General features: G+C 64.4%; 22 protein-coding genes. 8 read left to right on the top strand and 14 right to left on the bottom strand.

The window, feature by feature from the left end; all coding sequences use genetic code 11:
- Positions 1 to 58: 58 nt before the first annotated feature.
- Genes I6F20_RS31070 through rfaD form a run of 3 tightly spaced genes read right to left on the bottom strand, consistent with a single transcriptional unit; the run spans position 59 to position 3,820 of the window.
- On the bottom strand, positions 59 to 1,345 hold the full coding sequence (locus I6F20_RS31070) for an O-antigen ligase family protein (RefSeq protein WP_225129358.1): 1,287 nt from the start codon (positions 1,343 to 1,345) through the stop codon (positions 59 to 61).
- Complete coding sequence (rfaE1, locus tag I6F20_RS31065) at positions 1,342 to 2,826, bottom strand: D-glycero-beta-D-manno-heptose-7-phosphate kinase (protein WP_225129444.1); 1,485 nt, start codon at positions 2,824 to 2,826, stop codon at positions 1,342 to 1,344. The genes I6F20_RS31070 and rfaE1 overlap by 4 nt, the downstream gene beginning before the upstream one ends.
- A gap of 13 nt (positions 2,827 to 2,839) precedes the next feature.
- Positions 2,840 to 3,820: an ADP-glyceromanno-heptose 6-epimerase gene (rfaD, locus tag I6F20_RS31060; protein ID WP_225129356.1), complete on the bottom strand. Its 981-nt coding sequence runs from the start codon at positions 3,818 to 3,820 to the stop codon at positions 2,840 to 2,842.
- Positions 3,821 to 3,978: 158 nt separating this feature from the next.
- On the opposite strand from rfaD, the gene waaF reads away from it, so the two are divergent.
- A complete protein-coding gene (gene waaF / locus I6F20_RS31055) occupies positions 3,979 to 5,040 on the top strand; it encodes a lipopolysaccharide heptosyltransferase II (protein ID WP_036015783.1) in 1,062 nt (353 codons plus the stop codon).
- Positions 5,041 to 5,224: 184 nt separating this feature from the next.
- On the opposite strand, the gene I6F20_RS31050 is transcribed toward waaF, so the two are convergent.
- Positions 5,225 to 6,262 carry a glycosyltransferase family 4 protein gene (locus I6F20_RS31050; protein ID WP_225129354.1) on the bottom strand — a complete coding sequence of 346 codons (1,038 nt, stop codon included), beginning with the start codon at positions 6,260 to 6,262 and terminating at the stop codon, positions 5,225 to 5,227.
- A 126-nt stretch (positions 6,263 to 6,388) separates the two neighbouring features.
- Here I6F20_RS31050 and galE point away from each other — a divergent pair, with 126 nt between their 5' ends.
- The 3 genes from galE (at position 6,389) to I6F20_RS31035 (ending at position 10,059) form a co-directional block, all read left to right on the top strand.
- A complete protein-coding gene (galE, locus tag I6F20_RS31045; RefSeq protein WP_225129352.1) occupies positions 6,389 to 7,402 on the top strand; it encodes a UDP-glucose 4-epimerase GalE in 1,014 nt (337 codons plus the stop codon).
- Between the two features lie 119 nt (positions 7,403 to 7,521).
- Positions 7,522 to 9,324 (top strand): ABC transporter ATP-binding protein, encoded by a 1,803-nt coding sequence (locus tag I6F20_RS31040; protein ID WP_225129350.1) that lies wholly within the window; start codon positions 7,522 to 7,524, stop codon positions 9,322 to 9,324.
- Positions 9,325 to 9,357: 33 nt separating this feature from the next.
- On the top strand, positions 9,358 to 10,059 hold the full coding sequence (locus I6F20_RS31035; RefSeq protein WP_036029941.1) for a fumarylacetoacetate hydrolase family protein: 702 nt from the start codon (positions 9,358 to 9,360) through the stop codon (positions 10,057 to 10,059).
- Positions 10,060 to 10,131: 72 nt separating this feature from the next.
- On the opposite strand, the gene I6F20_RS31030 is transcribed toward I6F20_RS31035, so the two are convergent.
- Positions 10,132 to 10,590, bottom strand: a complete 459-nt coding sequence (locus I6F20_RS31030) for a YybH family protein (RefSeq protein ID WP_036015790.1) — start codon at positions 10,588 to 10,590, stop codon at positions 10,132 to 10,134.
- Between the two features lie 166 nt (positions 10,591 to 10,756).
- Here I6F20_RS31030 and I6F20_RS31025 point away from each other — a divergent pair, with 166 nt between their 5' ends.
- On the top strand, positions 10,757 to 11,305 hold the full coding sequence (locus I6F20_RS31025) for a Spy/CpxP family protein refolding chaperone (RefSeq protein WP_036015773.1): 549 nt from the start codon (positions 10,757 to 10,759) through the stop codon (positions 11,303 to 11,305).
- A 93-nt stretch (positions 11,306 to 11,398) separates the two neighbouring features.
- On the opposite strand, the gene I6F20_RS31020 is transcribed toward I6F20_RS31025, so the two are convergent.
- From I6F20_RS31020 to I6F20_RS31010, 3 genes are all read right to left on the bottom strand, one after another.
- Positions 11,399 to 12,328, bottom strand: a complete 930-nt coding sequence (locus I6F20_RS31020) for an aspartyl/asparaginyl beta-hydroxylase domain-containing protein (RefSeq protein WP_225129348.1) — start codon at positions 12,326 to 12,328, stop codon at positions 11,399 to 11,401.
- 142 nt (positions 12,329 to 12,470) lie between these two features.
- Positions 12,471 to 12,626: a hypothetical protein gene (locus I6F20_RS31015; RefSeq protein ID WP_007612486.1), complete on the bottom strand. Its 156-nt coding sequence runs from the start codon at positions 12,624 to 12,626 to the stop codon at positions 12,471 to 12,473.
- Between the two features lie 146 nt (positions 12,627 to 12,772).
- The gene (locus tag I6F20_RS31010; protein WP_225129345.1) at positions 12,773 to 13,696 is read right to left on the bottom strand and encodes a LysR family transcriptional regulator; all 924 of its coding nucleotides are present in this window, start codon (positions 13,694 to 13,696) and stop codon (positions 12,773 to 12,775) included.
- Between the two features lie 212 nt (positions 13,697 to 13,908).
- Between I6F20_RS31010 and I6F20_RS31005 the strand changes: the two genes are divergently transcribed.
- Together I6F20_RS31005 and I6F20_RS31000 are read left to right on the top strand one after the other, a co-directional pair.
- Positions 13,909 to 14,616 (top strand): SDR family NAD(P)-dependent oxidoreductase, encoded by a 708-nt coding sequence (locus I6F20_RS31005; RefSeq protein ID WP_225129343.1) that lies wholly within the window; start codon positions 13,909 to 13,911, stop codon positions 14,614 to 14,616.
- Positions 14,617 to 14,632: 16 nt separating this feature from the next.
- Positions 14,633 to 14,869, top strand: coding sequence for a tautomerase family protein (locus I6F20_RS31000; protein WP_192893139.1), 237 nt, complete (start codon positions 14,633 to 14,635; stop codon positions 14,867 to 14,869).
- A gap of 121 nt (positions 14,870 to 14,990) precedes the next feature.
- Here I6F20_RS31000 and I6F20_RS30995 read toward each other — a convergent pair whose 3' ends face one another.
- The 6 genes from I6F20_RS30995 to I6F20_RS30970 form a co-directional block, all read right to left on the bottom strand.
- Complete coding sequence (locus I6F20_RS30995; protein ID WP_225129341.1) at positions 14,991 to 15,620, bottom strand: phasin family protein; 630 nt, start codon at positions 15,618 to 15,620, stop codon at positions 14,991 to 14,993.
- The gene (locus I6F20_RS30990) at positions 15,583 to 16,245 is read right to left on the bottom strand and encodes a nucleotide-binding protein (RefSeq protein WP_225129339.1); all 663 of its coding nucleotides are present in this window, start codon (positions 16,243 to 16,245) and stop codon (positions 15,583 to 15,585) included. The genes I6F20_RS30995 and I6F20_RS30990 overlap by 38 nt, the downstream gene beginning before the upstream one ends.
- A gap of 142 nt (positions 16,246 to 16,387) precedes the next feature.
- Positions 16,388 to 17,848, bottom strand: a complete 1,461-nt coding sequence (locus tag I6F20_RS30985) for a flavin-containing monooxygenase (protein WP_225129337.1) — start codon at positions 17,846 to 17,848, stop codon at positions 16,388 to 16,390.
- A gap of 159 nt (positions 17,849 to 18,007) precedes the next feature.
- On the bottom strand, positions 18,008 to 19,429 hold the full coding sequence (gene ahcY, locus I6F20_RS30980) for an adenosylhomocysteinase (protein ID WP_036015760.1): 1,422 nt from the start codon (positions 19,427 to 19,429) through the stop codon (positions 18,008 to 18,010).
- Between the two features lie 119 nt (positions 19,430 to 19,548).
- Complete coding sequence (gene metK / locus I6F20_RS30975; RefSeq protein WP_036015759.1) at positions 19,549 to 20,745, bottom strand: methionine adenosyltransferase; 1,197 nt, start codon at positions 20,743 to 20,745, stop codon at positions 19,549 to 19,551.
- 60 nt (positions 20,746 to 20,805) lie between these two features.
- Positions 20,806 to 22,161: a hypothetical protein gene (locus tag I6F20_RS30970; protein ID WP_225112032.1), complete on the bottom strand. Its 1,356-nt coding sequence runs from the start codon at positions 22,159 to 22,161 to the stop codon at positions 20,806 to 20,808.
- Between the two features lie 318 nt (positions 22,162 to 22,479).
- Between I6F20_RS30970 and I6F20_RS30965 the strand changes: the two genes are divergently transcribed.
- Positions 22,480 to 22,626, top strand: coding sequence for a hypothetical protein (locus tag I6F20_RS30965; RefSeq protein WP_157784118.1), 147 nt, complete (start codon positions 22,480 to 22,482; stop codon positions 22,624 to 22,626).
- Positions 22,627 to 22,749 lie beyond the last annotated feature (123 nt).

Here is a 22,749-nt window from a genome sequence, read left to right as displayed (position 1 = left end):
ATGCAACTTGACCGCGCTGATAGCCCATCTCGACAAGACTTGCCAGCCGCGTGGCCCCTCAGGAACCGGCTTCCCTCATCTTCGCCCCGAGCTGTTGTTCCCGGATCACCATTCCGCCGGCGACGCCGACGCCAATGACGTACATCCAGCCCTCGTGGAAGTCGAACAAATGCGAGTTGAACAGCGAGGTGAAGACGTTCTGCACCACGACTAGGAGTCCGATCCAATTGGCAAGCCCGTCGCCGCGAAACAACCGCAGATGCAATATCCAAATCGCGTAGAGAATGGCGACGCCGATCGCGCCCCATTGCACCGCAACGTTCAGCGTCTGGTTGTGCGGGTTGCCGATCACCTCGGCTGACGCCCGCCCCTGACCGGCGGGCGTCGCGACGCGTTCGAACAACCCGCGGGTCGAACCGGTGCCGTGCCCCAGGATCGGCGCCTCCGCGAAGAAGCCGAGCGACTTCCGCCAGAACTCGAGCCGCATGCCCATGGAGGTTGCCTCGCCCCGTTCCACATAGCCGGTGTAATCGGTCGTAAACCTCTCGGCGGTGTGGCGCAATTGCGGCGAGGCCTGCCAGGCGAGAACGGCGCCGACGAGCAGCGCGCCGGAGATGATCGCGATGCTGCGCCATTTGAGGTGAAGCAGTGCAAACACGCCGAACATGATCGGAATGGTGACGAGCGCGGTGCGCGACACCACCACGAAGGTCATATTGATGAAGAAGCTAAGCGCCAGCGCCGTCAGCAACGCGGCGAACCAGTATCGCTTCTCGCGCAACAGCATCACGATCGGATAGGCGAGCGCCACCGCGCAAAGCGCGAATTCCTGGCTCTGGTCAATGTAGTTCTTGACGAAGATGCCGCGCTCGGGCGGATCGGTCTTGAGCGCGAGGTTCGGGTAGAAGGCGACCAGCCAGGACATCACCGACAGCAAGGCGCAGGACACCAGGAAGGCGATGAATATCCAGTGGCCACGCGGCGAGCGCTCGAAATGATAGAGCAGGACCGGCAGCACGAGCAGCTTGACGGTCGGATTGACCGCGTAGAAGCGCGCACCCCAGGCCGCGTCCGACCATAGCGTCCCCAGCAGCGCGAGAACGACCAGCGCGATCGGCGCAATGCAGATCGGACGCTTTAAGGACTGCAGGAAGTCGCGTAGATCGAGGAACGGCACCATGCAGATCAGCATCAGCGCGTTGAAGATCCCCGCAAGCGATGTCGACCAGGGCAGCGAGGCCGCAGTCAGGATCGCAAACAGATCGACTGTTTCACGCCAGGCCGCCGGACTGCGCAGGCGCCGCCGCAACACCTGGCCGGGGGTCTCGCGTGCGAGCGCCGTCACTTGCCCCCTCCCCGGGCGCGATGAACCAGCGCCGTCGTGCTGAAGCCCTGGAGAATGTCGACCAGCACGACCGCCCCGCCCGCGGCCTCGACCACCTCATGGCCGACGACCTGTTCGCGTGTGTAATCGCCGCCCTTCACCAGCACGCCGGGGTTGATCCTGGTGATCAGGTCGATCGGCGTGTCCTCAGTGAAGATGACGACGAGATCGACGGCCTCCAGTGCGGCGAGCACCTCGGCACGCGCGCGCTCGTCCTGGACCGGACGATCGGCACCTTTCAGCCGCCGCACCGAGGCGTCGCTGTTGAGCCCCACGATCAGGCGGTCGCAGGCGGCGCGCGCCGCGGTCAGCACCTTGACGTGGCCGGGATGAAGGATGTCGAAACAGCCGTTGGTGAAGCCGACGCGCAGGCCCTGCCTTTTCCATTCGGCGAGCTGCGCGTCGAGTGCTGCCGGGTCGAGCACGATCTTCTCTTCGGCCGCGAGCGTGGCATGCGGCAGGATCTTGCGTCGCAGCTCGGCCGCGCTGACGCTGGCGGTGCCCTGCTTGCCGACCGCGACGGCGGCGGCGGCGTTGGCCATGCGCAGTGCCGTGTCCCAGTCCGCGCCGGCCGCGAGCGACACCGCAACCGCAGCGGCGACGGTGTCACCGGCGCCCGAGACGTCGCGCACCTTTACCGGGACGGCCGGCACGTGGACGGCCCCGCCATTCCGCGGCACCAAGGTCATGCCGTGCTCGCCCTGGGTGACCAGGATCGCCTCGCAATCGGCGAGCCGCATCACGTCCTCGCTGGCCTCGACGATGCTCTGCACCGTGTCGGCGCGGCTGCGGGTCGCTTCCGAGAATTCCTTGCGGTTGGGCGTGAGCAGCGTGGCGCCGCGATAGATCGCCCAGTTCAGGCTCTTGGGATCTACGATGACGGGCTTGCCGAGCTTGCGCGCGGCATCGATGGTGTGGCGGATCACGCGAGCCGTCAGCACGCCCTTGGCATAGTCGGACAGCAGCACGATGTCGGCGCGCGCGATCTGCGGCAGGATCGCGTCGATCAACTTCGTTTCGACCTCGTCGGACGCAGCCAGCGCCTGCTCCCAATCCGCGCGCAGCATGTGCGTGGAAAAATGTTCGGAGACGAAGCGGACCTTTCGCGTGGTCGGCCGCGAGGCGTCGCGCACCAGCACGCTCTCGATGCCGGCTTGATCATTGAGCGCGGCCTCGAGCCGCGTGCCGGCGTCGTCGTCGCCGACGAGGCCGACGAAGATGCAGCGCGCGCCGAGCGAAGCGACGTTGCGCGCGACGTTGCCGGCGCCGCCGACGTGGATCTCGCTGCGCTGGGCGGCGATGACGGGCGCCGGCGCTTCCGGCGAGATCCGCGACACCTCGCCGTAGACGAACTCGTCCAGCATGATGTCGCCGATGCACAGCACCGTACGGCCTGAGATGGCTTGCGCGAGGGCATCGAAATCGAGAATGGGCGTCGGCATGGTCGAAAGGGCCTCAGCGAAAGCGGTCGGGCCGGTCGAGATAATCCCCGACATAGGCCTTCACCGCGTCCTCGAGCGTCGTGAAGCCGCCGTTATAGCCGGCGCGGAGCAGACGATCGACCTCGCTCTGGGTGAAATACTGGTAGCTGTCCCGGATCTGCTCGGGCATGTCGATGTATTCGATGTTGGGCCTGGTGCCGAGCGCCGCATAGGCAGCCAGCATGAGGTCCTTGAAGCTGCGCGCCTTGCCGGTGCCGACGTTGAACAGGCCGGACACCGACGGCGTCGCGAGCAGCCAAAGGACCACGCGCACGACATCGTCGACATAGATGAAATCGCGACGCTGATCGCCGTCCTCGATGCCCTCGCGATGCGACTTGAACAGCTGCACGACCCGGCCTGTCCTGACGTCGTCGAAGCGCCGCGCCAGCACGCTCATCATCGAGCCTTTGTGATATTCGTTCGGCCCGAACACGTTGAAGAATTTCAGGCCGGCCCATTGCGGCGGGAGCCGATCGCCGCGCGCCACACGTTCGGCGACAGCGAGATCGAACAGGTGCTTGCTCCAGCCGTAGAGATTCATAGGCCGCAACTTCTTCAGCGCCGAAAGCGAAGAATCGTCGTCGAAGCCTTCCGTGCCGTCGCCATAGGTCGCCGCCGAGGACGCGTAGATGAACGGCACGGCATTCATCGTGCACCAGTCCAGCAGGCGCATCGACAGGCGGAAATTGGTCTCGACGACGAGATCACCGTCGGTCGCCGTGGTCGCGGAAATCGCCCCGAGATGGATCATGGCCTCCAGCTTGCGGCCCTTCAGCCAGTCCATCAGCTCGGTCGGGGGAACGATATCCACAAGCTGCCGCTTGGCGAGATTGCGCCATTTGCCTTCGGTTCCGAGGAGATCGCAGATCACGACGTCGCTGCGACCGGCCTCGTTCAGCGCGGCCACGACATTCGATCCGATAAAACCGGCCCCGCCGGTCACCAGCAACATTCCACCTACCTGCCCGATTTTAGGTGCCCGATCCTGCCCTAGCGCATGATCCGCCAAAGTGTAAGCTGTTTTGGGATTGCTCTTCTGCCGCCTTTACCTGCCGGCCCGGAGCGGCTAACCGAGCCGCCATATCGGCACGTGTTCGGCCCTCATAACGAATGAATATTGATTCGCAACTTGGTAGTGATGCAGACCGGAGCGACACACGCCCGATCCTGATCGTCCCCTACATGTGGATCGGCGATTTCGTGCGGAATCACACCGTCGTGCGGGTCCTGAAGGAGCGCTGGCCGAACCGGCCGGTCGATCTCCTCACCACCTCCCTGTGCGCCCCGCTGGTCGATTACATGCCCGGGGTCCGCGCCGGCATCGTGTGGGACATGCCGCGCAGCCGGCTCGCCGTCGCACGCCAGTTCGGTCTGGCGGGGCTGCTGCGGAAGCGGAACTACGGCACTGCCCTGGTGCTGCCCCGGACCTGGAAGGCGGCCATCGCGCCGGCACTCGCCGGTATTCCTGAACGGATCGGCTTCGTCGGCGAGCTCCGGTTCGGCCTGCTCAACCGCTGGCGCTGGGGTGAGAAGAAGCTGCCCCGCTTCATCGACAAGAACGCCGCCCTAGCCCAGCCAGACGGCGCGCCCTTGCCGGCGGAATGGCCGGTGCCGCAACTGCGCGTCCCGGCCGAACAGATCGCCCGCTGGCGCGAGGCCAATGGTCTCGGCGCCGGCGCTGCGGTGGCGCTCGCCCCGGGCTCGGTCGGCGTCTCCAAGCGCTGGACCTCTTATCCCGAAGCCGCTCGCCTGCTGGTCGAGCGCGGCCTCGAGGTCTGGGTGGTCGGCGGTCCCGCCGAAAAGGAGCTCGCCCAGGAGATCGTCGCCGCCGGCGGCCCGGGCGTCCGCGATCTCACCGGCTCGGACTTGCGCAATGGCATCCTCGCCATGGCCGCCGCCGGCGTTGCCATCTCCAACGATTCCGGCCTGATGCACATCGCAGCCGCCCTGGGCACGCCGACCATGGGCATCTTCGGTCCCACCAGCCCCTATCTCTGGGCCCCGCTGAACGGCCTCGCCGCGACACTGGTGCAGGACAAGGAAAAGCTGTCCTGCCAGCCCTGCCAGAGCACGGTCTGCAAGGTGAACGACCACCGCTGCATGCGGAATATTGCGGCAAGCGAGGTGGTGGGGATTGCGGAGAGGGTGCTGGGGGAAGCGGGAAGCGGGTGACGAACTGAGGCGATCGTGGCTCGCCCGATGATGACATCCTGCCACTGTTTTGCCCGACGAGTCAAAATTCGTTCGAAAAATCCGCAATCTCTCGAACTCTCCGCCAACTCCTTGATTTTGCTGACCCCGGCTACTGTGCATGGGGTTGTTTTCGCGGTTTTGTTTGCGACAGGCGAAAACGGCCTCAGAGCAGCGGCCGATAGACCGCGCCGATCCGCGCCGCCTCGGCATCGAGGCTGAACTTCTCGAGCACCCGCGCCCGCCCGCGCTCACCCATCGCGGTCGCCGCAGCCACATCACGCATCAGCGGCTCGAGCGCCGCAGCGAGCGCGTCGGCATCTCCCGTCGGGATGAGCACGCCGGTGACACCATCCTCGACGACGAGCTCCGCCGCGCCGGCGCGTGCGGCCACGAGCGCGCTGCCGGCCGCCATCGCCTCGATCAGCGTCAGACCAAAGCCTTCGTTGCGCGAAGTGAAGGCGTAGATGGTCAGGCGCTGATACCAGCGCTGCACTGCTTCGATCGGCAGCTCGCCGGTGATCACGATGCGCGATTGCAGGTTTGCTGCTTCGATGCGCTTCTTCAGGTCGTTGGCAAAGGGCGTCTGCTCGGCCGTCACCTGCCCGACGATGACAGCGGTGAAATCCGGATAGCGCGGCAGCAGACGGCACATCGCATCGACGAACAGATCGGTGCCCTTCTGCGCCCGCACGCGGCCGAAACAGCCGATGGCGTAGCGGCCGGGCAGCGCGGCTTCCGCGAAAGCCGCAGCGCGATCGGCGGGCGGCGCGTAGACGTCGGTGTCGACGCCGTGCGGGATCACCGTCGCCTTCACCTTCAGGAACGAGGCCGAGAGATCTGACGTTGCGATGATCGCGTCCATGCGCCGGATCAGCCAGCGCGTGATCCAGCTGTGATGCCGCTGCGCCGCCGAGGTGAACACGAGCTTGAGCGGCCAGCCGAGCGCGCGCAAGCCAACGCCCGCGATCATCTCGTTGTTGCGGCGCGCATGCCAGATCACAGGCCGCTTGCGGCGCCAGAGCTTGAGGAGATCTCCGATGCTCAGGCGCGCGATCCCCGCCGGCGCGTCCGAGCCGAACCAGGCGGCGCGGTACAGCTTTGCCAGCCGCGGCGCCACCATCCGGTTGGTCGCGGTGACCCCGGAATAGCGCCTGTGCAGATTTGGCACGATCAATTCGAGATCGCCGGGGAAACCCGCCACGTCACACTCCATTTCGCAAAGTCCCTATACGCAACATTAAGCATAGTGACCAGTTCAGCTGTGCCGATACCCCCTCTTCACCACGCAAGCGCTAGCCTTGCGCGTTGATCGAAGACGGGTGAGATCATGACTGTGCTAGTCACCGGCGGCGCCGGCTATATCGGAAGTCATACGGTCCTGGCGCTGGCGGAAGCCGGCGAGGACGTCGTCGTGATCGACGATCTCTCCACCGGTTTCTCGGCCTACCTGCCCGAAGGCGTGCCGCTGTTCATCGGCGATGCCGGCGACGAGAACCTGCTCGAAGGCGTGATCGCCCAGCACGACATCGAGAGCATCATCCATTTCGCAGGCTCGGTCGTCGTGCCGGATTCGATGCGCGATCCGCTCGGCTATTACCGCAACAACTTCACCACTGCGCGCAACCTGCTCAACGTGGCGGTCAAGCGCAGCATTGGCCGCTTCATCTTTTCCTCGACCGCTGCGGTCTACGGCAATCCGGATCAGGTGCCGGTGCCCGAGCACGCGCCGACGCGGCCGCTATCGCCCTACGGCTCCTCGAAGCTGATGACCGAGATCATGCTGCACGACGTCGCTGCCGCCTACGGCATGCAATACGTGACCTTGCGTTACTTCAACGTCGCCGGCGCCGATCCGCAGGCGCGCATTGGGCTAGCCACCGTCGGCGCCACGCACCTGCTCAAGATCGCGGTGGAAGCCGCCACCGGCCAGCGCGCCAAGATCGACGTGTTCGGCACCGACTATCCGACCCCGGACGGCAGCTGCATCCGCGACTTCATCCACGTCACGGACCTGTCGCAGGCCCATCGCTCGGCACTCGCTTATCTGCGCAATGGCGGCGCCTCGTCCACGCTCAATTGCGGCTATGGCCGCGGCTATTCGGTGCTGGAGACCATCGACGCGGTGCGCCGGGTTTCTGGCCGCAGCTTCGCCGTGCAATACGCCCCGCGCCGGCCCGGCGACATCATGACCATGGTCGCCGACACCAGCCGCATCCGCAGCCTGCTCGACTGGCGGCCGCAATACGACGACCTCGAGACCATCGCAGCCCATGCGCTGGCCTGGGAGGACAAGTTGTTCCGCGAGCGCCACGGCGAGCTCCGCCACGCCGCCTCCGCCTAGAATCATCCCAAGCGCAAGCCCTTAATTGGGCTTGAAAAACCCGGCTTGAGCGGGCACAGAGGCCCATCGATCCCTGACGCGCGGGCAGGCTTTTGTCCTGCGCCGTCAATGGACACCGGATGGCCCAGTTTCCAAAGAAAATCACCGACGATCCCTACGCGGCAGCGGTCCTGATTCGCCGCCTGATCACGGAACAGGGAATCGTCTACTGGCGGCGCTACCTCGTGGCCTTCGCGCTGATGGCGCTCGCGGCCGGTGCGACCGCAGGCGCGACCTACGTGCTCGGCCAGGTCATCAACCAGGCCTATGTCGACAAGAACATCCCGGGCATCGCGATGTTTTCGGGGATCACGGTCGCTCTGCTGTTCGTCAAGGGCGTGGCAACCTACGGCCACATGGTGATCCTGACCAAGATCAGCAACGCCATCCTCGCCACCAACCAGCGCCAGCTGTTCGCCAAGCTGATGCGCGAGAGCGTCGGCTTCTTTTCCGAGCGGCACTCCTCCGAATTCCTGGCGCGGCTGACCGCCGGCGCCAAGTCGATCACCGACGTCCTCAACATGCTGGTCAACGCCGTCGGGCGCGACCTCCTGATGCTGCTCGCCATGATCGGCGTGATGGTGTGGCAGGATCCGCTGATGTCGTTCATCGGCCTCGTCGCAGTGCCCCCGGCGATGCTGGTGCTGCGCAAGCTGGTCAAGCGCATCAAGGGCCTCGCCTTCAACCAGTTCACCGGCACCGCCGACATCATGGAGACGATGCAGGAATCGCTTCAGGGCATCCGCACCGTCAAGGCGTTCACGCTCGAAGAGACCATGCAGAGGCGCATCGACGAGAACACCGCGGTCGTCGAACGCAACGCCAACAAGATGGCTCGCGTCGCCAACCGCTCCAACCCGCTGATGGAGATGCTGGGCGGCTTCGCCGTCGCGGGCTGCCTGATGTATGGCGGCTATGCCGTGGTCGCGCTCAACGCCACGCCCGGCGCGTTCTTCTCCTTCATGACCGCATTCCTGATGGCGACCGAGCCGGCCAAGCGGCTGGCCCGGCTCAACATCGATCTCAACAGCCAGCTCGTCGGCGCCCGTATGCTGCTCGAGGTCGTCGACAGCCCCGCGAGCGAGCAGTCCGACGATGACAAGCCGGCGCTGAAGCTGACAGATGCCCGTATCGAGCTGCGCGATGTCAGTTTCTCCTATCGCTCGGGCGAGACGGTGCTCAACCGGATGAGCTTCGTCGCGGAGCCCGGCAAGGTGACTGCGCTGGTCGGCCCCTCCGGCGGCGGCAAGTCGACCGTGCTGGGCCTGCTCCTGCGCTTCTACGAGGTGACGCAGGGCGACATCGTGATCGACGGCCAGCCGATCTCGTCGGTCTCGCGCAAATCGCTGCGCGCCCAGACCGCCTATGTCGGCCAGGACGTCTATCTGTTCCGCGACACCATCCGCAACAACATCGCCTTCGGCAAGCCGGACGCCAGCGAGGACGAGATCGTCGAGGCGGCGAAGGCGGCCTGCGCGCACGACTTCATTACCGGCTTTCCGCTCGGCTACGACACGCCCGTCGGCGAGCACGGCACCCAGCTCTCGGGCGGACAGCGCCAGCGCATTGCGGTCGCGCGCGCGCTGCTCAAGAACGCGCCGATCATCCTCCTGGACGAAGCCACTGCCGCGCTCGATTCCGAATCCGAGCGGCAGGTGCAGGAGGCGATCGAGCATCTCTGCCAGAACCGCACCACCATCGTGATCGCGCACCGCCTGCACACCATCATGCACGCAGACAGCATCCTGGTGGTCGAAGGCGGCGAGATCGTCGAGCAGGGCCGCCATGACGAGCTGCTCCGTCGCGGCGGCCGCTATGCCTCGTTCTTCCGCCTGCAGCATCACCACGCCGGCGCTCTGGCGCCGATCAGCGCAACCGCATAGAGTTCGTTCCACCTCAAGAGCAGCGAGACCCGCATGAACGCCGCCTCCTACGTCATCCCGCTTCCGCCCCAGGCTTCGCTTCCCGTCGTCGGCGAGAGCGGCCGTTATCCGGTACGCCGCATCTGGTGCGTCGGCCGCAACTATCTCGAGCACATCCGCGAGATGGGCAATGACGAGCGCGCCCCGCCGTTCTTCTTCGCCAAGCATGCCGACATGCTGGTGCCCGACGGCGCCACCATTCCCTATCCGCCTCTGACCAAGGATCTGCATCACGAGGTCGAGCTGGTCGTCGCGATGAAGAGCGGTGGACTGAACATTCCCGCCGACAAGGCTCTGGACCACGTCTACGGCTACGCTGTCGGCATCGACCTCACCCGGCGCGATCTCCAGATCGCATCGCGCAAGAAGGAGCGCCCGTGGGAGATCGGCAAGTCGTTCGACTATTCGGCGCCCTGCTCCGCGCTGCAGCCGGCCTCGAAGATCGGCCATCCCTCCAAGGGCAAGATCTGGCTGACGGTCAACGGCAAGGAAGCGCAGAAGGGCGACCTCACCGAGTTGATTTGGAACGTGCCCGAGATCATCTGGCAGCTCTCCCAGCAGGTGAAGCTCGCCGCCGGCGACATCATCATGACCGGCACGCCCGCCGGCGTGTCGCAGCTCCAGCCTGGCGACAAGCTCGAATGCGGCGTCGACGGCATCGGCACGCTGAAGGTCAGCATCGGCCAGCCGGAATAAGGCTCGCTGCAGCTCGAACTCAAAAGGCCCCGGAATGGGGCCTTTTGCATGTCGATCGTGCACGCGGTCGAGCTACCAGGCCTTTACCGGCCGATTGGCGTGGCTCGCCTGCGGCACACCGCGATTGAGCGACATGTGCGAATGCACGCACAGCCAGCCATCGCCGTTCCTCGAAAACACCATCGTCGCGCGGCCTGGGCGCGCGAACGTGCTGCCATCGGGATGATAGCCCGTGCTCGTCCACGGCGCGACGACGGTTGCCATCATACCGTCCGGTGATGCCAGAACGGAGGTCTGATCGAGGACGAAACGGAAGTCGGTCGTCTTCGGCCAGACATTGTCCCATTGGGTTTTGACCCATTGATCGAGGCCGGGGATGACGTCGCTATGGGTGCCGAAGGCGAGCACGTCCGGATCGAAGAGCGGCCGCGCCGAGGCGTAATCGACCTCTCGGACATAACCCGCGAAGGTGTCCAGCCATCGGCGGAAGAACTGCGTGATCTCAGTATTCGCGGTCGGCAAAGAGGCCATCACCTGCTCCACATTCGGCAACTCAATCACGGCGATCTTTGTTGCCATGGGCCGGACGATCCAGCAAGATTTGTGCTCCGGGATCACTCGATCGCGACAGGTGTCACGTCACAGCCGGGTTCGATGCTTCGACATCGGCCGGCTCCATTTTGTGGGAGCCAGATTCATGAACCGCGTCCTTCTGCTTGCAGCCTCCCTCCTCCTCACGGGCAGCACAGCCGGCGCGCAGTCCAGTCAACCCTATGCCGGCCTTGAGAAGCGCCCCATCAAGGCGCTGTCACAGCAACAGATCGACGATCTCCGCGCCGGACGCGGTATGGGCCTGGCTCTCGCTGCGGAGCTCAATGGATATCCCGGTCCCAGCCACGTCCTCGAGCTCAGTGATCGTCTCGGCCTGACCGCCGATCAGCGCGCCGAGGTTCAACGGCTGTTCGATGCCATGAAACAGGAAGCCGTTCCGCTGGGTAACAAGCTCGTCGAGCAAGAGAGAGCGCTGGAAGACCTCTTCTCTTCCCGCAGGGTCACATCGGAAGCGCTCAAGACCAGCATTGGCGCCATTGCCGAAACTCAGGGGCAGCTCCGCGAGAGCCACCTCAAATACCACCTCTCAACCGCTGCCGTGCTCGATCAGAGCCAGATGCAGCGATATGCAGAGTTACGGGGCTATCAGCGTCCCGACGGCTCCGCAGGGCACAAGCACAAGCACCATCACTAGACAATGCCGACCGAGATCAGACGATCGCGCTAGGGCGGATCGAGATGAGGCAACGGCCGACCAAGCTTCGCTGATCCGCCCCGCGCATTTGCCTCAATTCAGTGCCGAATACACGATCAGCCCGAGGATCAGCGCCGTCAGCGCGTATTTGAGCGTGTAGTAGACATTGCGGTTCCACTCCTTCACCTTGCGGCTGGCGAGGTGGATCTCGTAGAGCTTGCCGAACACCTTGTTGAGCACGCCGACGTGCTCACCGTCGACATTCTGGGTCGCCGACGCCTTGACGATGTGATGGCTGACCCAGCGGTTGATCGCGGTCATGAAGCCGTATTTCATCGGGCGCTCGACGTCGCAGAACAGGATGATGCGGTTGACGTCGGTCGCATTCTCGGCGCTGTGGATGAAAGTCTCGTCGAACATGAAGGCCTCGCCATCACGCCAGACGCATTCGACGCCATCGACGAGGATCCGGCACTTGTTCGAGTTCGGCGTGACCAGGCCGAGGTGATAGCGCAGAGACCCGGCGAAGGGATCACGGTGAGCGCCGAGCTTGCCGCCGGGCGGCAGCATCGCGAACATCGCGCCATGCACGCTCGGGATCGATTTGAGTAGCTCCACCGTCTTCGGGCACAGCGTGTTCGCCGACGGCAGGAAGTCGTCGTACCATTTCAGGTAGAACCGCTTCCAGCCGCTCTTGAAGAACGAGTAGAAGCCCCAATCGTTGTTCTTCGCCGCCGCGCGGATAAAACCTTCATCGAACAGGCGCACGGCTTCGTCGCGGATGGTCTCCCAGTTCTCGCGGAGGGGCTTCAGCTCCGGAAACTGATCGACCGAGATCACCGGCTTGTTCGGCACCGCCGAGCCCGCATACATCAGCACATTGTAAGGTGCGAGATAGGTCGAGTGATCGCCGAGCTGGCGCGCGAAGCGCAGCCGCTGCTTGCCGCGGAAGTGGACGTAAATCGTCGAAGCCGCAAGCACGTACAAAATGACGAGCTGCGGCGCAAAAAGCTGTTTCAACATTTCCCCAATCCCCAAGTGACCCAGCCGGGGTGTCGTGTAGCCCGACCCGGCCGGAGCGGCAAGATATTCACCGCTGGGTTGCAATCACGCCGGGGAGAGCAAGGGGATGGACTGGGGTCTAAACCGGCCGAAACGAGCCGAATCAAGCCCGCGACAGCGCCTGCAGGCCCTTGAAGGTCAGGCGCTTGGGGTCGGTGACGCCGGCGAGATAGAGGCGGCGGATGAAGGCGATGACGGCGTCGCGGTCGCAATCGGTCAGCGCGACGACGGCGTCGACCGCTATTCTCTGGGCTTCCATTGGGCTCACCTCGGCCTTGCGAGTAACCCCGGCCGAGACAGGGTAGGACTCATCCGTTAAATCGGCGTTAACCGTTCAGGAACCATCGCCGATTCAGCCGCCCCGCCGTATACGCGAAAACGCGCATTGCGGGGGCATGAAGCGGCTCAACGCGCCTTGGTGCTCTGCTTCAGCAGCGCAAACTGCTTCTTCAGCCGGGGCACGGCGAAGTCGGTGAAGGCGCGCACCTTGGGCACCGAAAGCCGGCCCTGCGGGCAGATCAGATGCGCCGGCATCTCCGGATCCTCGTCGTCCGCCAGCACGATCTCGAGCTCGCGGCGCGCGACCTGCTCGGCCACTTGGTACGAATACATCCGCGCCACGCCGCGCCCGGCCACAGTGGAGGCCACTGCCGCATAGGTGCTGTTGACGACGAGCCGCGGGGTGAACTGCACGGTGCGCGGCGCCGATGAGCCCGGCTGCGGCGCAAAGGTCCAGGAACTGGGCAGATGCGCCATCGCGACGATCTGGTGTTTGGCGAGATCGCCCGGCTCGGTGATGCGCGGATGTTGTTTCAGGTAGCGGGGAGCTGCCACCACGACGCGGCTGATCCCGCCGACCCGCATCGCCACCATCGCCGAATCCGCCAGCGGACCGATGCGAAGCGCGATATCGACGCCTTCCTCGATCAGATTGACCGCACGGTCGAACAGCAGGAGTTTTGCCGATACGGTCGGATAGGCGTCGAGAAACGCGTCGAGGATCGGCCGCAGTACCATCTCGCCGGAGACCACCGGAGCGGTGATCGTGAGCAGACCACGCGGAGCCGTGCGCGGTCCGGCCGCGATGTCCTCGGCCTCCTCCAGATCGGTGAGCACGCGGCGGCAGATCGCGACATAACGCTCGCCTTCCTCGCTCAGCTTGATCGAGCGTGTCGTCCGGTGCAGCAGCTCGGCGCCGACCCGCTGCTCCAGAAAGGCGATGGCGCGGCTCACCGCAGCCGGCGATCGGCCGAGCTTGCGTCCTGCGGCAGCCAAGCTGCCCTCGTCCACCGCAAGGACAAACACCTTCATCGCGTCCAGACGATCCATGCGCTCGCCGCAGCCCCCTGAGATTTCGGCTGAAAGCTAGGCGTTTGCGCCGGCTGCGACAACCTGCGCAAGGATCGATCCGGCATTCGTTCGCGTCGCGAAAGAGTGTCTGCCGGGCAGCGGATATTCGCAAGCAAGCCGCCGCAGCGTACCTCAACGCCCAAGCCAGCCGCCGCTGGCGCAGGTTTTCAAGCCAACAACAGGAGCCCGTCATGGGTATCGAGCAGAAGGTCGCCATCATCACCGGTGCATCGCAGGGTATCGGCGCCGCCCTGGTCCAGGGTTTTCGCGATCGCAACTATCGCGTCGTCGCAACGGCGCGCTCCATCAAGCCGTCGGGTGACGACGTCCTCGCCGTTGCAGGCGACATCGCCGAGCGGTCCACCGCAGAGCGCGTGGTGTCGCAAGCGATCGCCCGCTTCGGCCGAGTCGACACGCTGGTCAACAACGCGGGCATCTTCGTCGCAAAACCGTTCACCCAGTACACGGCCGAGGACTATGCCGCAGTTATGGGCACCAATGTCGCGGGCTTCTTCAACATCACGCAGCTTGCCATCGCCGAAATGGAGAAGCAGGGGTCTGGCCACGTCGTCCAGATCACGACGACGCTGGTCGATCAGGCCAATTCGAATGTGCCCTCGGTGCTGGCCTCGCTGAGCAAGGGCGGGCTGAACGCCGCGACCAAGTCGCTCGCGATCGAATATGCCAGGCGCGGCATCCGCGTGAATGCGGTGTCGCCCGGCATCATCAAGTCGCCGATGCACCCGGTCGCGACGCATGCCCAGCTCGACGCACTGCACCCGGTCGGCCATATGGGGGAGATGTCTGACATCGTCGACGCCGTGCTCTATCTCGAGGGCGCCTCCTTTGTCACCGGCGAGATCCTGCATGTCGACGGCGGCCAGAGCGCCGGCCACTGAGCGGAGGAGAACGACAATGCCCATCGTCACCATTCAAGTGACCCGCGAGGGAACGGCGCCGGGTGCGGCGTCGCTCACGGCGGAGGAGAAGGCCGCACTGATCAAGGGCTCGAGCGAGCTGCTGCGCGACGTGCTCGGCAAGCCGCTCGAGTCCACCTTCGTCGTGATCGAGGAAGTCGACACCGACAATTGGGGCTGGGGCGGCGTGCCCGTGCAGGAATTCCGCCGCCGCCGCGCCACGCAGACAGGATGATCTGCACGCCGTCGCGCGCAAGAGGATGACATGACCTCGGCACGATCGTCGGCCCGCTCGTCGCCGACCATCTCGGCGACCGCTCGGGTTTTGGTCCCGCCCTTCGCGCAGGCGAGTTGCATCACCTGGCACTGGGCTTTGTCATGCTTTGAGCAAGCGACCTCAGCAACTCGGTTTGCTTCAGGACCAACTCACATTGCTTTCGCGCATGCGTGCCCGACAGCTCAACCAACTCTGCCAGAGTCTTTGCACGCCCTAGCTCCCGCGCATACTCCAAGGTCGCGCCCGCATTAACCTTCATCAGTTCGAGCACGACGGTGCGACACTCGGCTGCCGTCCCAATCGCGTCGATGAGATCGCTTTCCACGACGACGGTTTCATTGGCCTCTGATGTCACACTGGCCAGCCGTGATTTTGCGAGGTCGTTGGCGTAGTTGAGCGTAGCGCTCATGCCGTCCAAAGCGCGGGCTTGATACTCCTTGGCCATGGCCACGATGAGATCAGTGCTGCTCGGAGGTTCAGGTCTTGCAACAATGACGCTGGCCGCTTCTTGTGCCGGAACAGTCATAGGAGCAGGGGCTCCTTGCGCGACCTGCGGCGCATCTTGGGGGAAGACGGCGACTGAGCCCTGCGGCATGGCCAAGCCCTCGTCGACCGCACGGCTCACTTCCTCCGCCAGTTCCAGCAGCGAGCGACGCCCGGTGCGCGCAACGTCAGCAGGCAGCTTTGAGCGCGCCTTTCCCATAATCATCCGACTCCTCGGCCAAGTGCGCCGCGATCCAACCCCACAAACTTACAATTTCGTCCGAAGCTTTGCCCGCCGGTGCGAACTCCGTCACGCCCAACCCTGCTCCGAGTGCATCCTGGTGATCGTTACGCTGCGCAATAAACGGGAGTGCAAGCACGCCGAGCGAGCTTAGCGATGTGGCAGCTTCGCTCAGCCGGCACCCTCGCGTCGGTGTCTGATTGAGGATAAAGGCAAATCGGCGGTTGAGTCTGCGAATGGCGATCAGTGTAGGAATTGCGGCTTCGATATCGGCCGGGCTCGGGCGCGCCGGGATGAGACAGAGATCGGCGCAGGCGATGACGCGCATCGCCAAGCCGTTGGTCGTGGCAGCTGTGTCGATGATGGCAAGCGAGACGCCTTCGGCCTTCAGGCGCGCGATCAACGGTTCGATCTCGGCAGGATCGGCAACGCGCTCGACGCGGGGGTAGGGATGATCGCGGCGCTCTTTCCATTTCGAGATCGTACCTTGCGCGTCCGCCTCAATGAGAGCGACGCGCTCAGCGCGCTGCATTGCTGCCACCGCCAGTCCAACGGACAGCGTACTCTTGCCGCTTCCGCCTTTTTGCGTGACCAGGGCAAGGACGTGCATGTTCCGCGCTCCCCTTAGATGGCAACGACGCGGAACTCAGACGTTGCCGGAAATAAACTTCTTGCAGCGCAAAAAATACTACCGCAAGTCGCGATTCGTCTCAAGCGAACGCGAGGCTATCCCGGCATCCTACGTAGCAAGATCAGGAATACTGCATCACGCCATCGTCGATCCGACCGAAGCGCAACGAGACGATGTCGAGCGCGTAGTTCTGGTGGAGCCGCCAGGGCCGCTTCGAGCCCTGCTTCGGCATCTTGGCAATCGAGCGCTGCACGTAGCCCGAGGTGAAATCGAGCGAAGGCTGCGCGGTGATGGTGGGATCATCGTTGTGCGGCATGCACTGGCGGAAATTGTGCCGGTCCATGTAATTGATGAGGCGGCAGACATACTCGCAGGTTAGGTCGCATTTCAGCGTCCAGGACGCGTTGGTGTAGCCGAAGGCCGAGGCCATGTTCGGCACGTCGGCATACATCATGCCCTTGTAGGTCAGCGTGTTGGCGAAATCGACGGAGCGGCCGTCGACGCTGACCTCGAGGCCACCGGCGACCTGGAGCACCAGCCCGGTCGCCGTCACGATGATGTCGGCCGCCAGCTCGCGGCCGTCCTTCAGGCGGATGCCGTCATGCGTGAAGGTGTCGATCTCGCTGGTGACGACGCTGGCGCGCTGCTCGCGGATCGCATTGAAGAGGTCGCCGTCGGGCACGAGGCACAGCCGCTGGTCCCAGGGATTGTAGCGCGGCGTGAAGTGGGTCGCGACGTCGTAGTCCGGGCCGAGCGCCATCTGCACGCCCTTGAGGATCAGATCCTTCACCTTCGCCGGCCTGCGCCGGCTGAGCTGGAAGAAGAACATCCCCCACATCACGTTGCGCCAGCGGATCAGGTGATAGGCGAACTTCGCCGGCAGGTTGCGGCGCAGCTTGTTGGCGAGGATATCCTGCGCCGGCCGCGACACCACATAGGTCGGCGAGCGCTGCAGCATGGTGACCTGCTCCGCCTGCTTGGCGAGCTCCGGCACCAGCGTTACTGCTGTCGCGCCCGAGCCGATCACGACGACACGCTTGCCCGCGTAGTCGATGTCCTCGGTCCATTTCTGCGGATGCACGATGCGGCCGGCGAAATCAGCGGCGCCCTTGAACTCCGGCGTATAGCCCGCTTCGTATTTGTAATAGCCTGAGCACATGAATAGAAAGTTGCAGGTGAAGCGCACCAGCTCGGTCGCGCCCTCGCCCGTGATGCGCTCGGCCTCGACGGTCCAGCGCGCATCCGGCGTCGACCACGCCGCGCGCTTGACGCGGTGGTGGAAGCGGATGTGCTTGTCGATGCCGTTCTCGCTAGCAGTCTCGCGCACGTAGTTCAGGATCTGCGGCCCGTCGGCGATCGCCTTCGGATCAGTCCACGGTTTGAACGAATAGCCGAGGGTGAACATGTCGCTGTCGGAGCGGATGCCGGGATAGCGGAAGAGGTCCCAGGTGCCGCCGATGCAATCGCGTCCCTCGAGGATGACGTAGCTCTTGGCCGGACACTTGGTCTGCAGATGATAGCCGGCGCCGATGCCTGATAGCCCGGCGCCGACGATCAGCACGTCGAAATGTTCTTGTTGCATGGTTTCCTCCGCCGGGGCGGATTGTCCGCCTGCCGCTGCTGGCCGTCAATCGGCAATCAACGTGCCGCAACTGCAAAGCGAGTTGAATTCCATGCCCCGAAACAACAAAGCCCCGGATCGCTCCGGGGCTTTGCGTCGATGGTTGGTCGAACCGGTGGCTCAGTAGCGGTAGTGGTCCGATTTGTACGGGCCTTCCTGCTTCACGCCGATATAGTCGGCCTGGTCCTTGCGGAGCTCGGTGAGCTTGACGCCGATCTTGGAGAGGTGCAGGCGGGCGACCTTCTCGTCGAGCGTCTTGGGCAGCACGTAGACCTTCTTCTCGTACTTGCCGTCCTTGTTGTTGGCGAACAGCTCGATCTGCGCCAGCGTCTGGTTGGTGAAGGACGCCGACATCACGAAGGACGGATGGCCCATCGCATTGCCGAGGTTCACGAGGCGGCCCTCCGACAGCAGGATGATGCGGTGCTTGTCGGGGAACTCGATCTCGTCGACCTGCGGCTTGATGTTGGTCCACTTCAGATTGCGCAGAGACGCGATCTGAATTTCGTTGTCGAAGTGGCCGATGTTGCAGACGATGGCGCGATCCTTCATCGCGCGCATGTGTTCGATGGTGATGATGTCCTTGTTGCCGGTGGCGGTGACGAAGATGTCGGCCCGCGGCGCGGCGTCTTCCATGGTCACAACCTCGTAGCCTTCCATCGCCGCCTGCAGCGCGCAGATCGGATCGACCTCGGAGACCATGACGCGGCAGCCGGCCTGGCGCAGCGAGGCGGCCGAGCCCTTGCCGACGTCGCCGAAGCCGGCGACCATCGCTACCTTGCCCGACAGCATCACGTCGGTGCCGCGGCGGATGCCGTCGACCAGCGATTCACGGCAGCCATAGAGGTTGTCGAACTTCGACTTGGTGACGCTGTCGTTGACGTTGATGGCCGGCCACAGCAGCGTGCCCGCTTTCTGCATGTCATAGAGACGATGCACGCCGGTGGTGGTCTCTTCGGAGACGCCCTTGATGCTGTTGGCGATCCCCGCGAAGTAGCCCTTCGGCTTTTCCTTGAGCTGCTTCTTCAGAAGCGCGAAGAATACTTCCTCCTCCTCGGAGCCGGGCTTGTCGAGGAAGGCGGTGTCGCCGTTCTCCGCGCGCAGACCGAGATGGACATACATGGTGGCGTCACCGCCGTCATCGAGGATCATGTTCGGGTGACCGCCGCCGTGCCAGTCGAACAGCTTGGCGGTGTAGTCCCAGTACTCGGTCAGCGTCTCGCCCTTGACGGCGAAGACGGGAATGCCGGCGGCGGCGATCGCAGCGGCAGCGTGATCCTGCGTCGAATAGATGTTGCAGGAGACCCAGCGGATGTCGGCGCCGAGCGCGGCGAGCGTCTCGATCAACACGCCGGTCTGGATCGTCATGTGCAGCGAGCCGGCGATGCGCGCGCCCTTCAGCGGCTGCTTCGGGCCGTACTCCTCGCGGGTGGCCATCAGGCCAGGCATCTCGGTCTCGGCCAGCGAGAGCTCCTTGCGGCCGAAATCGGCGAGCGAAATGTCCTTGACGATGTAATCGGTGAAGCCGGGCTTCGCGTTCATGGCGAGTGTCCTGTTGTTGAACTCGTCATTCCGGGGCACTTCCAAGAGGCGAACCCGGAATCTCGACGTGATAGATGAGGATCCCGGGGTCGCGTACGCGCCCCGGGATGTCGCGTTTATTAGAGCGCGCGCTTGAGCTGCTCGACGAGGTCGGTCTTCTCCCAGGAGAAGCCGCCCTCGTTGTCGGGCGTGCGGCCGAAATGGCCGTAGGCCGAGGTGCGCGCGTAGATCGGCCGGTTGAGATCGAGATGAGTGCGGATGCCGCGCGGGGTGAGGTCCATCGCCTTGGCGGCGGCCTTCTCGAGCTGGTCTTCCGAAACCTTACCGGTGCCGTGGGTGTCAATGTAGATCGACAGCGGGCGCGCCACGCCGATGGCGTAGGCGAGCTGCAGGGTGCAGCGGTCGGCAAGACCGGCGGCGACGATGTTCTTGGCGACGTAGCGCGCAGCATAGGCCGCGGAGCGGTCGACCTTGGTCGGATCCTTGCCGGAGAACGCGCCGCCGCCATGCGGGGCCGCGCCGCCATAGGTGTCGACGATGATCTTGCGGCCGGTCAGGCCGGAATCGCCGTCGGGACCGCCGATGTAGAACTTGCCGGTGGGGTTGATGTGCCAGATCGTCTTCGCGGTGATCCAGTCCTTCGGCAGCGCCTCGCGCACATAGGGTTCGACGATCTCGCGAACCTGGTTCGAGCTGAGGTCGGGAACCAGATGCTGGTGCGACACGACGATCTCGCGCACGCCGACCGGCTTGCCGTTCTCGTACTGCACGGTGACCTGGCTCTTGGAGTCCGGACCCAGCACCTTCTCCTTGCCGGAGTGCCGGGCTTCCGAGATCAGGCGCAGGATCTTGTGGGCGTAGAAGATCGGCGCCGGCATCAGATCGGGCGTCTCGTTGGTGGCGTAGCCGAACATGATGCCCTGGTCGCCCGCGCCTTCTTCCTTGACCTCGCCCGGCTGCAGCGCATCGACGCCCTGGGCGATGTCGGCCGATTGCGGATGCAGGAGGATCTCGATGTCGCAGGTCTTCCAGTGGAAGCCTTCCTGCTCGTAGCCGATGTCCTTGATCGCGCCGCGGACGACGCCCTCGATCTGCTCGTTGGTCACCGACTTCGGGCCGCGGGTCTCGCCGGCGATCACCACCTTGTTGGTGGTCGCGAGCGTTTCGCAGGCGGCGCGGATCTGCCAGGGGTCGATGCCCGCCTTAGGCCCTTCACGGTAGAACAGGTCGACGATCTCATCGGAGATCCGGTCACAGACCTTGTCCGGATGGCCCTCGGACACGGACTCGCTGGTGAAGAGATAGGACGCGCGCATCAGTAACCCCTTGTTCCGCCGCTAGCTGGCGGGCGTTTGCGATGTTTACTTTTGATGATGTCAATCACGCCGGCGCGAGATGACGTAGGATTCGTCGAGAAACCAGAGCCCGTTGTACTTCCGCAGCACATCCCTGGCGGCATCCAGAGTGCGGCCGTTTTGAGTCATTTCTGTCAATCGGTCGTCCTCAATCTGAGCCACATACACCGCCGCATTCCACGCTGCAAAGGCCGTCGAGGTTCCGATGGTGCCGGTGACCTCGTTGGGCAGAGCTTCCATATCATACCTGAAGATCGAACGATTGTCCGCGTATGCATTAAAATTTAAGTCGCGGCCCACCGATCCAAGTTCATACTTAACGGCACGCAGTAGCTCATGACGGCTGACTGAGAAAGGATTTTCTCCCGGCCAGATCGCCTGGATCATTTCCATGCCCGGATCCTGCCCATGGGAGTGGATACCGATCAGCCTGCCGCCCGGCCGCAGCGCCCGCGCCAGAGGTGCAATGATCCGCTTGGCCCGGAAATTGACCGATGACAGGGCCCGGTACGGCTGGGATGCGATGACGAGGTCGAAATTGGCCTCAGTCTGGCCTGGCCGCGGAATGGTCGAATCCAGCAAGAACCTGTGGTCCTCGCGATAGAGCACGAGGACCACCGGCCGCTCGTAGAGCGGCATGGCCGTGCGTGGGCTGATCGCAGCGCGCCAGTTCTGCTCCAGAAACGGCCTCAGCTCCGCGATCTGCTGCTCGAACTCGCCCGACGAAGCGCCGCGGAGCGGCACCTCGTGCCAGACGGTGGCGGCCGCCGCGGCGGGCGACGCTGGCGTCAGCCAGGGCGCCTCGGCGTAGAACATGTTGGTGAACACGAACACCGATGCCGGGTGCTCGAAAATGCGGTCCGGCACCTTCTCCAGCGTCAGGCGCAAATCCTCCAGGCTGAGCTCCTTGCCCGCGACGTAGAACGGCATGTGCGGAAAGCGCTGGTGCGTGGCGCGCAGCACCCGCGCCAGCACCGTGCCGTCGCCGACGCCGGCGTCGAACAGACGCAGCGCCGGCGGGCGCGGATGGATGGAGCTCAGCTCCAAGGCAACCCTGTCTGCGATCACCCGCTTTTCGCTGCAGGTGTGGACGAACAGCAGATATTTCTGGCGGTTCTCGAAGAAGCGGAAATTGCCGCGCGGATCGCGCTTCTCGGGGGGCACCTGAAGTCCCCGCGGCGGCGGCACGCCGCCGGCCATCGAGGCCGCCATATAGGCCTGGATCCGCTCCAGCGTGTCGATGGTGATGCGCTTTCCCTCGCGCAGGCGATGCACCAGCTTCCCATCGTTCACTGCGCGCCGGCCGAACGTCGATTCCGCCATGTCCGCCTTGCGGCAGAAGTCGGTGATCTGGCTCAGGATTTCGTCGTTCTTCATGAGTGGGAAATCGGTGGGCAGACGGATTGGGACCAATCTCCTAGCAAAATCTGCCCACTGAGGGAATAGCGGATCCAAGCGCCTCCTTCACAGTTTGCTCCGGCCGCGAGCCGCGCCCCACTCTGGCCCCGCCGAGCAACAACTGGCGCTTCTCCTCTGATCGCCTCCTTACCGTGCGCGCCTGCCCGGTCGCCCTGCTCGCCGCGCTCCTGTGGTCCGCCCGCGGTCGCGCAGGCACGCGCAATCAGCTCGAGCCGAGCTGCACGGCGGACACGACGCCGCAGACAAGATGATCAATGCCTGCGAAGGAATCATCGCGTGGGAGGTGCAGGGGCACGGCCCGCCGAGCGGCACGAGCTCAATCGCGGCAAGGCCAGGCGCGGCAAGGTGATCTCGACCCCGAAGAACAAGCATGTGCCCATGGTCGAACTCCTCTCTGTGGGGGTCTATCTGGCGGAGAAGTGACTCGTGCCCGGACGCAGCGCAGCGCTTCTCAGCGGTGCTCTGCAGAGCTGAGGCCTATAGCTCCGCGCAGCAAGTCGAGCAGCATGGGTCCCGGCTCTGCGCAGCAACGCTGGAGCGTTGCTG

The sequence above is a fragment of the Bradyrhizobium sp. IC3123 genome (assembly GCF_020193625.1).
GTDB classification, from domain to species: domain Bacteria; phylum Pseudomonadota; class Alphaproteobacteria; order Rhizobiales; family Xanthobacteraceae; genus Bradyrhizobium; species Bradyrhizobium yuanmingense.
Note: the sequence above shows the minus strand (reverse complement) of the source record. Positions and strands in the feature narration are given on the sequence as shown.